Here is a 15070-nt window from a genome sequence, read left to right on the forward strand (position 1 = left end):
CTATGGCGAGAGCGATGCGGGTGTTCAGCCAGTCAGCCTCAGCAACCTCTCATCACGCCGGCGTTGTGAGATCCTGAACCTTGGCGCGGTTGGCGTTGCCCCAGTCGCACAAGGGAACGAGGGCCTGGACCAGCGTATCCCCGAAGGGCGTCAATTCGTAATCGACCACCGGCGGCACGCACTGGTGATCGCGACGCGTCAGCACCTCCATGCCGACCAGATCGCGCAACTGCTGGATCAGTACCTTCTCGCTGATGCCGCCAACGCGTCGCTTCAATTCCGAGAAGCGGGTGGGGCCACCTTGCACATGGTAGAGGGTCAAAGGTTTCCACTTGCCGCCGACGACCCTCAGCGACACGTCCAAACCGCACTTCGTCTCCATCCTGTCCATAAATTCACACTTACCTTTTTGTAGGTTCTACCCACAAGGTAATTGCTTGCCTATGTGGAGGTCAAGCTGCGGCGCGACAGCGTCTCGGCTACGACATCGGCCCTGTGAACAGAATCCGTTCAGGAACGCACGATGTGGTCAATTCCAACAGTTGGAGCAGCTCTCTCTTGCGTCAAATGCGATGAAGGGCGCTCTCATAACAACCAGAAGCAAAGGTTCAACCATGAGCGACAATATCCAGACAATCAGGAGCCTCTACGCCGCAGCCGAAGGGCATTCGCTTGATCTTGAGGGATTTCTCTCCTGCTTCTCCGAGGATGCCTACGTTCGCAACGTCCCGACAGGAACGGATTTCCATGGTCCGGATATCGCGCTCGTTGCCAGCGGCATGGCCGATGCCTTTCCGGACATCCACCGAGAGATCTTCGATCTATACGCGATGAACGACGTGGTGGTCGTCGAGCTTGCCATTCGCGGCACGCAGGATGGGCCACTTGTAACGCCCGAAGGGACGGTCTCTGCGAGTGGAAAGACCATCGATGTTCCTTGCTGCGACGTCTTTCGCCTGAAGGAGGGCAAGGTGACCTCCTTCCATTGCTACAACGCCGCATCCATCATGATGCAGCAACTGGGTCTCGCGGGCTCCAAGCCATGATGATGCAGCCGCATCGGGCAGTCGGCGCCGGCTTCAATAAAACATTCACCTTCGATCTTCATGAGATATCAAAACCTCTCATGCAACAGTTCGACCCGGTCGGGGGCGACTACAGCATCGGCTAGACCGCTGCGTAGATTTTAAGAATACAGAGCGTGCTTTGTGCGTCCAGAGGGACGCACGGCGCTCCATCGCTCAAACAAGGGACCTAAAGGTCGATGCTTGCATTTGTTGAACGCCATATACAGCAGGCATGCGCCACGGACCGCTTTGAGACGAAGAGCAAGGTCCTTTCCTTTGCCCTTCGCACGGCTATCGTCGTGACGCTGGTTGCCGACATATTGAATATCGTCGCCCATCATCTGATGAACGCATTTGGCTTGCTGCCCTACGACGTCTGGCAGGGGGCAACCGTTGGCGTGATCATATCGACCGTGGTGGCCTCGTCGTTGACGTTTTCCATCGTGTATCTCGTGGGTCTCGCCATCCATCATCTGTCCATCTCGCGCGCGACATTCGAACGGCTGAGCCGCACCGACATGCTGTCTGGGCTCCTCAATCGCCGTGCCTTCATGGAAGAGGTGGCGAAGGCGGGCGAGAATGCGTCGCTCATCCTGTTCGATATCGATCGCTTCAAGCGCATCAATGACGAGTTCGGCCACGATGTCGGAGACCATGCGATCGTGACGGTAGCACGGCACCTGATGTCTGCTTTCCCGCAACCCCATGTCGTTGCCAGGATCGGCGGCGAGGAATTTGCCGTTCTGGCGGTTCAACTGACCGCCCAGAAACGTTTGACGCTTGCACAACGATGCAACGAAATGCTGGCAGCGCGGCCCGTGAACCTCAAAGACAGGCTTGTTCACATCACGCTGTCGGGCGGTGTGGCCGATAAGGAATCCTACGCGTCCTTCGAGGATCTGTTCAACGCCTGCGACAGGGCGCTCTATCTGGCGAAATCATCCGGTCGCAATCAGATCCTCCATAGCGACCTGCTGCCGGAGGACTTTAAAGCGAAAGCCAGCGTGGCTGTGTAGCGCCTTGTATTATTGCGTGTTGCTATCGCAAAGCCGCTGCACATTTTTGATTGGACCATGCTTCCGGTGACTGCTATTGGCCCATTGAGGGCATTCGCCGTCGCAAAATCGGGCGCGTAACCGTGGTTTTCTGACAAGGTTTCGCAACAGACATTCTGGCTTGCTTCAGGGGCGGCCGATCTGTGGGGAAAATTAGGATTTCTGCGTTTGCTGATCCTGTTTCGCCGACGGTGATGCTCGTTCTGACCGCCTTCCATAAACGTTGATGCCGATCGCCGCAGATATAATTCCACTGGCGAGCAAGAAGGTAAGTTGCATGCCGCTGGCAATCGCCGGAGGTTCGGCATTGGCAAGCGTTTCCGTCCCGACGCCGAATGCAAAAACTGCACCCATGACAGAAGCGCCCCCGATCAACCCAATGTTGCGCGATAGGCTGAGGAGTCCAGAAACCGTGCCGCGCCGGTCCGCTGAAACATCCGCCAGCGCGGCGGTGTTGTTTGCCGACTGAAAGAGTTGGTAGCCCGGCGTCAGGACGATGATGGAAAGTATGTAGCCAACGACTCCTGTCATATTTGGCAAGACCGCCAGAAGGAAGGCACCAGCTGCCATGAGGACAAGCCCAGTCGCCAGCACTCGGCTGCTTCCGCAAACATCCACCAGACGCCCTGATGGAACGCCGCTGAAGATGGAGATCACCGGACCAATCGCCATGAGCAGCCCCACCGACGTTTCCTTCAGGCCGAGTCCGAGGCCGAGATAAAAAGGGCCGACTACGAGCGTCGTCATCATAACAGTGGCCACCAGCAGGTTGATGGCGAGATTGGGTAGAAGGGCCATGTTTAGTGCGGAGCGCACGCTTGCCGATGATGTCTTCCCAGTGCCGACTGCGTTCGGCAGCATGATGAACGCCAGAAGGAAAGCGATGGCCGCCAGTGGCAGTTGGACCCAGAAGATACCGCGCCATCCCGTCACTGGGATTAGTAGCCCCCCAAGCGAAGGACCGAGCGCCGTGCCCAGAGCGGAAACCGTTCCAAGCAGGCCCATTGCTCGTCCTAGGCTACCCTCGCTCGCCGTATGACGCATCAGCGCCATGGAAAGCGTCATGAGGAAGGCCGCGCCGATGCCCTGAAGCGCGCGCGCACCGATTAGCAACCATAGGCTCGGCGCGAGACCGCAAACGAGCGAGCCAAGGAAAAAGAGGCCGAGACCCGCAAGCAATCCAGGCTTCAGACCATGATTGTCGCCGAGCCGGCCTGCGATGACGACCGCAACGGTTAAAGCGACGAGATAGGCGACGACGACTGCCTGCACCTCGGCAAAGGGTGCGGAGAACGCCTCGGACAACGCCGGCAGTGCGATGTTGGCGATACTGGTACCGAGCGAGGCCAGCAGCATTGTCAGAGCCAGTGTGATCGTGATCCCCGATTGCTTTCTATTCCGCTTAAGCGTTTCAGCCTGTTCCATTGTCTCGTCCTCTTGCTCGAATGCTGGTTCGAGAGTAGCCTGCCACTTCAAGTCGACTTGAGGTCAAGCATGAAATTACTGGATATTGGAGAGGTGTCGGCGCAGAGCGGGGTCAAACCTTCGGCGTTGCGTTACTATGAGGAAGCGGGACTGATTTCCTCCGTTTCACGGCATGGGCTGCGCAGGCAGTTTCCGCCTGAAGTTCTCTTGCAACTCAAGCTGATCGTGATGGGCAAGTCGGCGGGGTTCTCGCTGGAAGAGATCGCAGGCATGTTCAGCAGCAACGGCATCCCTGACCTGCCGCGCGACGTGCTTCATCAGAAGGCCGATGAAATCGACAAGCAAATCTGCGAGTTGACGAAGCTCCGTGACACGCTCCGGCACGTCGCCGAGTGCCCTGCGCCATCGCATATGGAATGCGCCACCTTCAAGCGACTCATGGGAGCCGCAGGAAAGCGGATCGCAGTAAGGAAGAATATCACTCGCACGCGGGGGTAGGTTTCAGAGACTATCATTCGTCAGGTGAGACCGTTGCCAATCCAAATTATTGCGACGCTTGTTCTCCCGACTTTTGCGACGTCACAGAATAGGAGTCTTGCGGAAATCGCAATGACGGCTTTTGGCGCAAAGCCGCAGACAACTCGCTGTCGGCCGGTGCAAACCGAGCTGACTGCCCCTCAACCGCAGGCCATGGAAGACGCTTTGGTCTCATATGGGGTGCAAGTCGAGCGGGCATTGGCGAGACACCAGACGGAGGTGGAAAAAACCTTGCGCGATCGCGCACGATCCGTGCTGCGCTTCACCCATTTCGACTATCTGATGCTGTCGACGAAGTGGCGAAGTGTCCAATATCTCAGGAACAGCTACTGGAAATTTGCGGGGCGATTCCCCCGCAGTGCGGCCTGGTTTTTCACCCTCATTTCCGGGGTGTGGTGAAGCGGTTAGTGTGTCGTAAGGAGAGGGCACCTAAGCAACCGATCTCATGAAGCGCGTCATCCATCCATGATGTCACGTTCGTTGAACGCGTCGTATTTTCGGATCTCGCCGCGCATCTTGCCGCTCCAGCGGCGGACGAAGGCGATAGTGTCGGCTGCCTGCAAATGCGCGCTGAGTGCTGCCTGATCGGCCCAGCGTTCCGATATCAGCAATCGCCCCGCGTGCGGATCATCCACCGCCGCATCATAGCTGATGCATCCTGATCGCTTTCGTGTTTCGGTTGCCAAAGCTTGGAGGTCTGCGGTGAATGGCGCCAGATCGGCCGGATCGACATGCATGTGGCCGGTTATGATCAACATTGATATTGCTTTCCATAGGTGCCCCGACAGCATGGTTGCGGCGGCCGGGGGCTTGACTGGTGACGCGTGTGATCAGGCGGCGACCAGCACGATCTTGCCCTGGATGCTGCCTTCGGACGCACGGCGATGCGCAGCGGCAGCCTCGGCCAGGGGATAGGTGCTGTCGATGACCACCCGAACGGTGCCATCATCGAGCAGCCGGCCAGCCTCAGCCAATTGCCCGCCATTCGAGCGCACCTGCGTCGTCGAGACGGTTATGTTGCGGCGGGCGGCTTCCTCGTGACCTGAAAAGCCAAGCGGGTTGACGAGGAACAGTGCGCCATTCGGCTTGATCAAGGGGAGGAAGCGTTCCATGTTCGCGCCGCCCACGGCATCGAGCACCAGATCGATATCCTTCACCACCGTTTCGACATCTGTCTTCCTGTAGTCGATGAAGAGATCCGCACCGAGGTCTTTGAGAAGCGCCTCATGCTTGCCCGAAGCAACGGCAATTACCCTCGCGCCCTGCCATTTGGCGATCTGCACCGCGAGATGCCCCACGCCTCCGCCCGCGCCGTTCACCATCACCGTCTTGCCGCCAAGCGGAATGGGTGCGTGCGGGAAGGTCTGGAAGGGGTTCGGCACATCATGCCCGAGGCTGACCAGAAATTGCCAGGCGGTCAGCAGCGACATGGGTGCGCCGGCGGCATGGATGTGGTCGATGCCCGCAGGTTTCAGCGCCAGGTCTGACGCGGGAACCCGGACATAGTCGGCATAGGCGCCGCTTCCGATCATCAGATCATGCGGGAAGCGGACCATGGCGAAGACGGCATCGCCGGGTTTGAACTGCGAGACCTTTTCACCCACCGCCGAGACGGTGCCGGAAATATCCGTGCCAAGGATCAGCGGAAAGATTGGATTGGGCTGCCATTCCGGCGGGAGCGCGCGATAACCGTCGCGCAAATAGAGATCCGGCGGGTTGATGCTTGCGGCGTGGACCCGAACAAGCACCTCATCCGCAGAGATTTGCGGTCGTGGCGCATCCTCATAGAGGAGCACATCCGGTCCACCGAATGCGTGCAATCGCACGGCTTTCATCATCTCAGTCATCATTGCCTCACTTGGACTGTCGTTCTGTGAGGGGAAGATAGGACTGCGGGTTTCATTTGAAAATCAGGCGGCAATTCGCTTTAATAGTGCCATGAAGGAACAAATCGGAATTGACAGGCTGACGGGGCTGATTGCATTTGCACGGGCCGGTTCGCTTGGAAGCTACACCGCCGCCGCCCGCTCGCTGGGCATCTCACCGTCCGCGGTCAGCAAAAGCATCCAGCGGCTGGAACAGCAGCTCGGCGTTTCGCTGTTTGCGCGCACGACGCGTTCCTTGACGCTGACGAGCGAAGGGCGCGATCTGCATGATCGGGCGCTGAGGCTGCTGCACGCCGCCGAAGAGATCGAGCAGGCGGCGAAAGCAGCGCGCACCGAGCCAGCCGGCACATTGCGCATCGCTGCATCCCTGCCGATCGGCCTGCATGTCATCGCGCCGGTGCTGCCGCGTTTTCGCGCGCTCCACCCGAAGGTGACCATCGATCTGCGTCTGAGCGATCACATGGTGGATCTTATCGACGGCGGCTTCGACCTTGCGGTTCGCATTGGCGACCTGTCGGATTCGCGCCTGCTTTCCCGCCGCCTGATGCCGCACCGGCTATGCTGCTACGCCTCGCCGGACTATCTGGCCAGGCGCAGCCCGCCAACCCATCCGAACCAGTTGGAGGAGCACGAGACCGTGAGCCTGCGCTATCAGAGCAGCGGCCAGCTGTTTCGCTGGCCTTTCCGCATCGGGGAGAAGGAAGTGGAGATCGTGCCATCCTCCGGCATCATCGTCGATGCCAGCGAAGCCGTGCTCGCGGCAATATCAGCCGGTGCCGGCATCGGCATGGCGACGAGTTTCATGGCCAACGCCTGGGTGAAGCGTGGCGCGCTCGTGCCGGTTCTTTCCGATTACGCGGTGGACCGGCACAATATCACGGCCCTATGGCCCGAAAGCCGACGATCCAACCCCGCCATGCGCGCCTTCCTGAACGCGCTGGTGGAGCTGTCGTAACGGGGGCAGGAGCCTTCGCAACTCGCGGAGGCTCCGAGTTCCACAAGCGATATCAGCCAGCCACCTTCTCCAGCTCCGACAGTGCCTCCGAGGGGAGCTCGATCGTCGCGGCTGCGAGGTTTTCGCGTAGATGGCCGCGTGACGAGGTGCCGGGGATCAGGAGAATGTTCGGCGATCGCTGAAGCAGCCAGGCAAGCGCCACCTGCATCGGCGTGGCGTTGAGCTTTGCGGCCACGTCGGACAGGGTGGAGGATTGCAGCGGCGAGAAGCCGCCGAGCGGGAAGAACGGCACATAGGCGATGCCGCGGGCCGCGAGCGTGTCGATCAGGGCGTCGTCGTGGCGATGCGCAAGATTGTACTGGTTCTGGACGCAGACGATGTCGGTGATCTTTCCGGCATCCTCAATCTGCTTTGCCGTGACGTTGGAAAGGCCGATATGCCGGATCAGCCCCTGTTGCTTCAAATCCGCCAGCACGTCGAGCGCTTCGTCCAACGACCCTTCCGCAGGGCCGTGCACGTCGAACATGGCGCGCAGATTGACGACATCGACCACATCGAGCCCGAGATTGCGCAGATTGTCATGAACGGCCTGTGTCAGCTCCGCACGTGAGAAGGCCGGCTTCCAGGATGCGTCCGCGCCTCTGCTCGCGCCGACCTTGGTGACGATCAGAAGGTCGCTCGCGTAGGGATGCAAGGCCTCGCGGATGATTTCGTTCGTCACATGCGGGCCATAGAAATCGCTGGTGTCGATGTGGTTGACGCCGCTTTCCACCGCTTCGCGCAGCACGGCTACGGCCTCTGCACGATCGCGCGGTGGCCCGAAAACGCCCTTGCCCGCAAGCTGCATCGCGCCATAGCCCAAACGGCGCACCGTGTGGTCGCCAAGCTTGAATGTTGCTGAATTTGTCATCGTGCTCATCGCCCTATCTCCTTTGTGTTGCTGGAAAATAGGCAGGTGGCATATGTGCGACAAGGCGCTATAATCAGGACAGGTTGTCCGTCAACGCGGACAATAGAGACGGGGCGTTGGGAGAGCAAGAGTGGCGGATTTAACGGATCTGAATGCGTTTCTGCTGGTGGCGCGATCCCAGGGGTTTCGGCAGGCGGCGCGCGAAAGCGGCATCAGTTCCTCGGCGTTGAGCGATGCGGTGAAGCGGCTGGAAGACGAGCTTGGGGTACGACTGTTCAACCGCACCACGAGGAGCGTGCTGATGACGGATGCAGGACGTCTCCTCATGGAGCGCACCGCACCCGCATTCGCAGAGGTGGCCTCGGCGTTGAACGAGGTCAAAAGCAGCCGCGGACGCACCTCGGGCGAGCTTCGGCTGAATGTGCCGATGAGTGCGGCAAAGCTGGTCCTACCCGCGATCGTGCCACCGTTTCTCGCGGCCTATCCGGACATCAGCCTCGAAATCGTGACCGATGAGAATTTCGTCGATATCATCAAGAGCGGCTGCGATGCCGGCATCCGTTATGACGAAAGGCTGGAGCAGGATATGCTCGCCCTGCCGATCGGCCCCCGCCAGCAGCGCTTTGCCCTTGCCGCATCGCCGGATTACCTGGCGAGACGAGGCACGCCGCGACATCCACAAGACCTGCTGTCGCATGATTGCATTCTCGGCCGGTTTTCAGGGCGCGCCATTCCGCCCTGGGAATTCGAACGGAACGGGGAAGAGGTCGTCATCAATCCGAAAGGCAACCTCATCGTCCAGTTCGGCGGCGGCACCGATCTTGGCATAGACGCCGCCATTGCCGGCTGCGGCATGTCTTACATTTTCGAGGATTGGCTGAAGCCGTATTTCGATCGGGGGGACTTGGTGCCGGTAATGGAAGACTGGTGGCTGCGGTTTCCCGGCCCGTTTCTTTATTACTCCGGACGGCGGCTTGTACCTGCGCCTTTGCGGGCGTTTATCGATTTCGTGCGGCAAATGAACAGGGATGCAGGGAAAGATTTGGGGGTAGGCTTGTGAAGATCAGGGAAGGGGTCATTCCATTGCTCTCTCTGGCGGGATCGCCGGCAGGAGTCGTAGGGGCCTTCTGGATGGAGACTATCGGACCTAAGCCTGAGTATACATAAAGTTGAAAAGCTATGCAGAAGACGTTGTGAAATCCGCGCCCGGCGTCCAGTTTCTATAAGTGTCTGGCTCAATCCCCAAGCCTTCAAATGGGGCGCCATTTGGAAACATCTGCCTCTTGGTGCTGACCCACAACCGCATCCCATCGCCGAGATCACGCATATAAGGTTGTCCGCTGCTTCCGCCCGTTGGCTCACCGACGAGTTCGGCACGTTTGTTGTCTTTGAAAGGCACCACAAAATCCTCCGCGGCTGAGAAGGTGCGTCTGTCAATGAGGATGGTCAGCGGTCCCTTGAATGCTCCCTCGACTGGCTGTCTCCATTCTGCCTCCTGGGCCAGCAGAGAAGGCGGCTTGCCTTGAGCGCGCGCAAGGGCGTTCGTTACGGGTGTGACATATGTCCAGAACCGATATCGACCAGGCATGAGTGCGGCGACGAGTTTGTCGGGTGTGTTGCCGCCGGAGTTGCCGCGAACATCGATCACCAGATGAATGGTATTGGTGAGAGATTGCAGAAGTCCGATAGCGTCAGCTTCGAAGTGAGGTTGAGCGAAGCTTGGTATGGTCAGGAGGTATCTCTCGCCGTCCACCAGCCAGCGACCTGTCGTTGCAGTACCGCCGTCGGGAAGCTCCCTGCCACGATCGATTTTTTTCTTCGAGCCATCGTCCATCACGATTTCAAAGGAAGGTGGAAACAGGAAAGGCTTTGAGAAAAGGCGGGTGCGTTGCTCGCGAATGCTGGAGCCCGGCACGAACGCCATAAGCCTCGACGCCATCTCATCGATTGGCTGGTCGCCAATCCGGACAATTCGAGTTCCCAGAGCAATATCATCATAGGCTGACTTGGTTACGCACCATCCAGCCTCATCGTGCGTTACGTCCAACCCTATAGGCGCACCGTGCTCATGCCAGAGCCATTCATCGGAAAATGCGGTATGCCCGTTCCTCAGCTTCGCAATAAACCGCATCGTGGCGAGATCGAAACCGAGGCGATCCGGCGCCTCAAAAGCGTCTTCGACATAGGCCTTGAACTCAGCCTCAAAGTCGAAGCTAGCAAGTGCCTCCCAGTGCGCGAAGCAAGATCGGATCGCTTCATATAGGCCAGCGACGATTTCACCACGCCGCGACGCGGACAATGTCCTCTGCGCTTCCAATCGATCAACGTCTTGCGTTGCCATCTCCAGCCTCGGCTCAATAGGCGATCTGCAGATGACGTCGCTATATCGACCTGGATGTCAACGGCTGGTGTTGGCGCAAAGCGGAGAACGTAACTGGCCCTAAGCAGACCTCCAGGTGGTTTGGAGGTAAGGCAATTAGCGCCCTCCAATCGGTCGTAGACTGCTTTTGCCTCCACCTTGAAGCGGACGCTGCCACTAACGTATTGTGAGGCCTGCTCTTTACGGCAGCCAGAGTCTCGCCAGGCCGACCACTCCGCCATTTGACAAACCAGAAACGAATGTGAACGTCCAAATGAACGAACATGCGACCCAAGTCCTCGATGCATATCTCGATGCATACAAACTAGCCGTTCCGCATGCCGTATTGATCGAGGGGCGATGGGGAAGCGGTAAGACCCACTTCTTGGAGAAGGTATACGAGCCGAGTCGCATCCAAAGGATGCACGCAGAGCGCCGTCGTCATGTCCCCTTCCTGTTCGTCAGCCTTTTTGGAGCCACATCGGCCAGTGACGTTGAGATGAGAATCTATAAGACTGCGAATCCTGGCGAAGCGATAGCTGGTAGCCTTGCCGGGACCTTCGCGCTCGGCATCGGCGAGTTCCTTCGCGTGAAGGATACGACCAAGGGCGTTGTCGATCGCCTTGGAAAGAAAGCGATCAAGCGGCTAAATGAATATGTCTTCGTGTTCGATGACCTAGAACGGGTTGAGAAGGCGGCATTCGGGGAAGTAATGGGTCTCGTGAACGCTCTCGTCGCAGAGCACGGCCGCCGCGTGTTGCTGGTCACAGACGAGGACAAGCTAAAGGAGCTCGTCGGCGACACAATCTGGAAAGACCAGAACGAAAAAATCGTAGGAAGGCGAGCGCGCATTGAGGCCGATTTGGAAAGTCTTATGCAGACTTCGATTAGGGAACTGGCGAAGGGGCCTGCTAAAACTCTTTTTACCGACGTGGCCGGCGATCTTTTGGAAGTGGCCCGTGCCTCGAAGGTCGAGAACCTACGGAACCTGAGTTGGGCAATGCACAATGCCACAGCTTTCGTGAATTGCCTCATTAGGGACAATGAAATTCCAGTATCTCACGTCGTGTGGACCATGAAAGTCGTACTAGCAACTACACTGTGGTTGCGCTCTGGTCTCCTTGACAACGAAACCCTGAGGCATATTCCAGGCCTGTCTACCACTTTGGCCTTCCGATCTATCTCGCGTAGCAGTCAGGATGCTCCACTTGATCCGCAACTGACAAAGGCCAAGGCCTTTTCGGATGCCTTCGGCTTTCTTGATGTCGATGCCCCCCCGGTTGATTACGCTTTTATCACCGCGTTCGAGAAGAGCGGAGTGCTTGAGGATTCCGAAGTTAACACTTGGATCAAATCTCATTTTGGGTTTGGACGGAAATACTCAGAGGCTTCTTGGCGAAGACTTTGGCACAGTCATGAGAGGCCGATAGCAGAGACTGAACAAGCTCTGGCCGACCTGAAGGACGAACTCGCCCAACGTGTACATACCCACCTTGGGCCAATCCTCCATGCCGTTGGCTTAGCGCTCAGGCATTGGGCCGTTAATGACCATAGACTGACTAACAATGAGGATGTCGTGGCGTTCTTCAAGAAATACATCGACGATGTTGCCGACCAAGGTCTCTTAGAAAAGAGCGAGCCTGATCATTTTTTTTCTACACTCCACAGTTACGGTGGTCTTGGCTTCAGCTCAAATGACACGGATGAGTTTCAACAGATACTCCAGTATATCCGCACACGATCAAGGGAGATCGCAGCTGCAGAGCTTCGTACGCGGGCTGAGATCATCCTGGACGAAGCCGAAGCAGGTGACTTAGAGGCCTTGTTCAGGCTGGTGCGTAGTGATGAATACCAGCTATCTACAAATCCCGTCCTCAAAGACATCCCAGTGAACCGAGTGGCTGAACTGATGGCTCGGGATGTGCCTGCTCTGCACGCTGGTTCAAAGATGCTAGCTTACCGCTATCATCGCGCGAGAAACGGGGACCCGCTGTTAGAAGAAATTCACTGGGCTCGTGGCGTCTATGCCGCCGTCGTCGAGAAACTTGATCATTGGGAAGAACCCCATCGCTCAATGGCATTAAAATCGATGGCAGGTTTAATAAGTCATTACGAGCAAGGAAAACAGCCTGACGATATGATCATTCCACCCAAGGAGGCCGCCGAAACAGAGGGATAAGCCTCTACACGAATGGTCAAATGCCATAGCGAGTAGTACCTGCAATTTCTTCGGGTTCGGACCAATTTCGAGCCGACATCCGGCCCATCACAAATAACCGCTTTAGGCGCAAAACTGACGTCTCCAGTTGGCCCGAACCGGTCATGCGTGGCCGAATGAGATGGATCAGCTTCTCGCCTCCTTTTGAACGTTCCGACGATTGCTTGGCGAGCCTGAAAGTAACCCTGGGTTCAGCCACTGAAAATCAGGTTGTACCCAAAGATAAGCTCTTTAAAGATGTTGTTTGCAGCCTCCCCGAATCAGCGTCAACAATGGCTGCACCGGCCGCGCTTCTGCGGACTACGAAAGTTCAAGCAAGGTGCCTTATGCCAACCATTGACGCTGATAGACCCATTACCGATGTGCAGACCGATGAATACGGCTTCGCTGAAATGGCGAGGAAACTTGCTCCTTCTATAGCCGAGCTAGCAAACGGAGAGAGCGTTGTTTTCGGCATCGAAGGACCATGGGGTTCCGGTAAGACCAGCTTTTTAAATTTCCTTCGCTCCTCGCTAGAATCCGATCAGAAACCCCATGTGGTCACGCTTGCACCTTGGCTCATTGGTGATAGCCGCGATCTCGTATCTGCCTTAATCGCATCTATGGCCCCAATTCTCGAAGATTTGGAGGCCAACAACCCAGCTAGACGATGGTACGCCCGCAAGTCGAAGGTCGCGAAAGTAGCGGATTTGTTGAAAGGCTATGCCGTGATGACTGGACGCGGATTGGGGCCAGTAGCGAAGATGGCAGGACTGGCAGTTCCTGGACTCAATATCGTCGGAGAAGCGATTGAATTAGGAACTAACACGCTCGTTGGGCTAAAAGGTGCAAGCGAAACGCAGGTCAAAGCAAGCATTTCCGGCCGCATCAGAGAGCTGAATGCACGTTTCATAGTCCTGATCGATGACCTTGACCGGCTTGAACCACAGCAGGCGGTTGAGGTGGTGCGATTGGTGCGATCGGTCGCAGATTTTCCTAACGTTGCATACGTACTTTGTTATGATCGGGCTATCTTGGGACACGCTCTTGAAACCGGGCTGTCGGTAAAGGACGGCGACCTCTTTCTGCAAAAAATCGTCCAGCTGACGTTCACACTGCCTATGCCCGAGCCATTTGATCTTCGGTTCTCGCTCAGAAAGAAGCTGACCGCCTTATTCCAACGCGTGGCTGGACGGGACCTGACCGGTGATGAGCGCGACGACCTGATGCGGTCGGTGGACCTCGAAGGCACGCGGCTAAGGACGCCGCGGGACGTAAAGCTCGTGCTGAACGGCGTCTCGTTCATCTATCCTTCAATCGCGAACGAAGTTTATTTTCCGGATCTTTGCCGGATTCACCTTATCAAAATCGTTCATCCCCGGCTCCATCGGTGGATTGAGGAGTACCTTGGATCACGGAATGTGCTTGTGTCTGGCGACGCTCGAATTGACAAATCAGAACGGGCAAGGCTCGGCGATCGGCTATTGGAGTTGATGCCTGACGACGACGGGGAGTCCCCGAACTCAATTTGGTCGCTTCTGGGTTTCGTGCCCGGCCTTGTGAAGACTGACAACAGTGTCGAGCGCGTTTTCAAGTCCGTAAGTGACAGAGACATCGAACGATTAATCGATGCACGACGGCTCGGCAGCCCTTTGCATTCGCGGTTCTACTTTGCCCTCAGTCCTCCGAAGGCTATGATCCCAGAAGCGGATATGCGATCACTTAGAGAAGCGGCGGGGCAGGATGTACCAGTCACTACCAGCATCCTACGCGGATACATTGAAAGCGAGCGGCATTATGGGCAAAGCTGGATTGAGCACCTGCTCATGAGGCTCGACGACCTTGAACTTCGAACCTACTCGATCGACCAACTGGCTGGGCTAGCAACCGCACTTGCAATCAGCGCCGGACACGCTATTCGCAAGCATGAGCGGATAGACTTTCTGGCCGTCTCGCTTTCTACGAAATTTCAATGGACGGTCGATCTGATCCTAACGAAGATCAAAAAGATTGATGCTGCTCGTGCAGCGTCCGTCAGCAGCGAGATTTTCCACCAAGGCGATCTCGCATGGCTCGTGGGCCGCTACTACCGCCAGCAACTCTTTGATCATGGCCGCGTGGGAGACAGGGCGAAGTCCGCCGACCAGCTTGTCCATACCGACGCGGTGATGGATCAAGGACGGGCCACCATTGAGGCACGGCTTTCGGCGGCCACCGACGATTTCCTGGATTTTAAAGACTTCGGCGCTTTCATTTTCGGATGGCGAGACATGTCTGGGATCGACACGACGAAAGCCTGGGTCACGCAGAAAGTTGCCACGGATGCTAACTTTCTAAAATTCCTTCTCCAAATGCGGAGCTGGGCGGCGAGTGATCGGGTGTACTATCCGTTGCGCCGTGAAGCCGTGGAAATCTTCGTTCCGTGGCATGACGTCATCGCCCGCATTAAAGTGATCGAACAACAGGCCGACGACGAGACATTGCGGACCGTAGGTAGTATCAAGCTGGCAATCAAACATGGACGTGACCGCTCGGGGGATGACTTCGATGCCGGCGGAGTTTCAACGGTAGGCGAAGACGACCCAGATGAGGCGGTAGCTAACCCTAGCCCTGCTGACGGTAAAAGGCACTAACTCACGTAACTTGAAGCAGTCGATGTCTCCTATTGGCGCAGACCAG

The 15070-nt window shown here is 57.2% G+C and carries 14 protein-coding genes; 8 read left to right on the forward strand and 6 right to left on the reverse strand.

The window, feature by feature from the left end; translation table 11 throughout:
• Nucleotides 1–52: 52 nt before the first annotated feature.
• Nucleotides 53–391: a winged helix-turn-helix transcriptional regulator gene (locus tag PVA19_RS14090; RefSeq protein WP_274102995.1), complete on the reverse strand. Its 339-nt coding sequence runs from the start codon at nt 389–391 to the stop codon at nt 53–55.
• A gap of 223 nt (nt 392–614) precedes the next feature.
• Here PVA19_RS14090 and PVA19_RS14095 point away from each other — a divergent pair, with 223 nt between their 5' ends.
• Nucleotides 615–1046 carry a nuclear transport factor 2 family protein gene (locus PVA19_RS14095; protein ID WP_274102996.1) on the forward strand — a complete coding sequence of 144 codons (432 nt, stop codon included), beginning with the start codon at nt 615–617 and terminating at the stop codon, nt 1044–1046.
• Between the two features lie 218 nt (nt 1047–1264).
• Nucleotides 1265–2083 carry a GGDEF domain-containing protein gene (locus tag PVA19_RS14100; RefSeq protein WP_153311648.1) on the forward strand — a complete coding sequence of 273 codons (819 nt, stop codon included), beginning with the start codon at nt 1265–1267 and terminating at the stop codon, nt 2081–2083.
• A 192-nt stretch (nt 2084–2275) separates the two neighbouring features.
• Here PVA19_RS14100 and PVA19_RS14105 read toward each other — a convergent pair whose 3' ends face one another.
• Nucleotides 2276–3547, reverse strand: a complete 1272-nt coding sequence (locus tag PVA19_RS14105; RefSeq protein ID WP_274102997.1) for an MFS transporter — start codon at nt 3545–3547, stop codon at nt 2276–2278.
• Between the two features lie 69 nt (nt 3548–3616).
• Between PVA19_RS14105 and PVA19_RS14110 the strand changes: the two genes are divergently transcribed.
• Nucleotides 3617–4045 carry a helix-turn-helix domain-containing protein gene (locus PVA19_RS14110; protein WP_274102998.1) on the forward strand — a complete coding sequence of 143 codons (429 nt, stop codon included), beginning with the start codon at nt 3617–3619 and terminating at the stop codon, nt 4043–4045.
• Nucleotides 4046–4156: 111 nt separating this feature from the next.
• Entirely contained in the window at nt 4157–4483 is a 327-nt protein-coding gene (locus PVA19_RS14115; RefSeq protein ID WP_274102999.1) for a hypothetical protein, read from the forward strand.
• A gap of 56 nt (nt 4484–4539) precedes the next feature.
• Here the strand turns inward: PVA19_RS14115 and PVA19_RS14120 are convergent, their stop codons facing one another.
• Both PVA19_RS14120 and PVA19_RS14125 read right to left on the reverse strand, forming a co-directional pair.
• Complete coding sequence (locus tag PVA19_RS14120; protein ID WP_274103000.1) at nt 4540–4842, reverse strand: putative quinol monooxygenase; 303 nt, start codon at nt 4840–4842, stop codon at nt 4540–4542.
• Between the two features lie 72 nt (nt 4843–4914).
• Nucleotides 4915–5931 carry an NADP-dependent oxidoreductase gene (locus PVA19_RS14125; protein WP_274103001.1) on the reverse strand — a complete coding sequence of 339 codons (1017 nt, stop codon included), beginning with the start codon at nt 5929–5931 and terminating at the stop codon, nt 4915–4917.
• A 91-nt stretch (nt 5932–6022) separates the two neighbouring features.
• Here PVA19_RS14125 and PVA19_RS14130 point away from each other — a divergent pair, with 91 nt between their 5' ends.
• Nucleotides 6023–6925 carry a LysR family transcriptional regulator gene (locus PVA19_RS14130; protein ID WP_274103002.1) on the forward strand — a complete coding sequence of 301 codons (903 nt, stop codon included), beginning with the start codon at nt 6023–6025 and terminating at the stop codon, nt 6923–6925.
• A 52-nt stretch (nt 6926–6977) separates the two neighbouring features.
• Here the strand turns inward: PVA19_RS14130 and PVA19_RS14135 are convergent, their stop codons facing one another.
• Nucleotides 6978–7844, reverse strand: coding sequence for an aldo/keto reductase family oxidoreductase (locus PVA19_RS14135; RefSeq protein WP_274103003.1), 867 nt, complete (start codon nt 7842–7844; stop codon nt 6978–6980).
• A gap of 121 nt (nt 7845–7965) precedes the next feature.
• On the opposite strand from PVA19_RS14135, the gene PVA19_RS14140 reads away from it, so the two are divergent.
• A complete protein-coding gene (locus PVA19_RS14140; protein WP_274103005.1) occupies nt 7966–8895 on the forward strand; it encodes a LysR family transcriptional regulator in 930 nt (309 codons plus the stop codon).
• A 117-nt stretch (nt 8896–9012) separates the two neighbouring features.
• On the opposite strand, the gene PVA19_RS14145 is transcribed toward PVA19_RS14140, so the two are convergent.
• Nucleotides 9013–10176 carry a S41 family peptidase gene (locus tag PVA19_RS14145; RefSeq protein ID WP_274103006.1) on the reverse strand — a complete coding sequence of 388 codons (1164 nt, stop codon included), beginning with the start codon at nt 10174–10176 and terminating at the stop codon, nt 9013–9015.
• A gap of 292 nt (nt 10177–10468) precedes the next feature.
• On the opposite strand from PVA19_RS14145, the gene PVA19_RS14150 reads away from it, so the two are divergent.
• Both PVA19_RS14150 and PVA19_RS14155 read left to right on the forward strand, forming a co-directional pair.
• Entirely contained in the window at nt 10469–12373 is a 1905-nt protein-coding gene (locus tag PVA19_RS14150; RefSeq protein ID WP_274103007.1) for a P-loop NTPase fold protein, read from the forward strand.
• Nucleotides 12374–12528: 155 nt separating this feature from the next.
• The gene (locus PVA19_RS14155; protein ID WP_274103008.1) at nt 12529–15024 is read left to right on the forward strand and encodes a KAP family P-loop NTPase fold protein; all 2496 of its coding nucleotides are present in this window, start codon (nt 12529–12531) and stop codon (nt 15022–15024) included.
• Nucleotides 15025–15070: the final 46 nt, after the last annotated feature.

Origin of the sequence: Agrobacterium sp. CNPSo 3708, assembly GCF_028674915.1 — a bacterium.
GTDB classification, from domain to species: Bacteria; Pseudomonadota; Alphaproteobacteria; order Rhizobiales; family Rhizobiaceae; genus Agrobacterium; species Agrobacterium cavarae.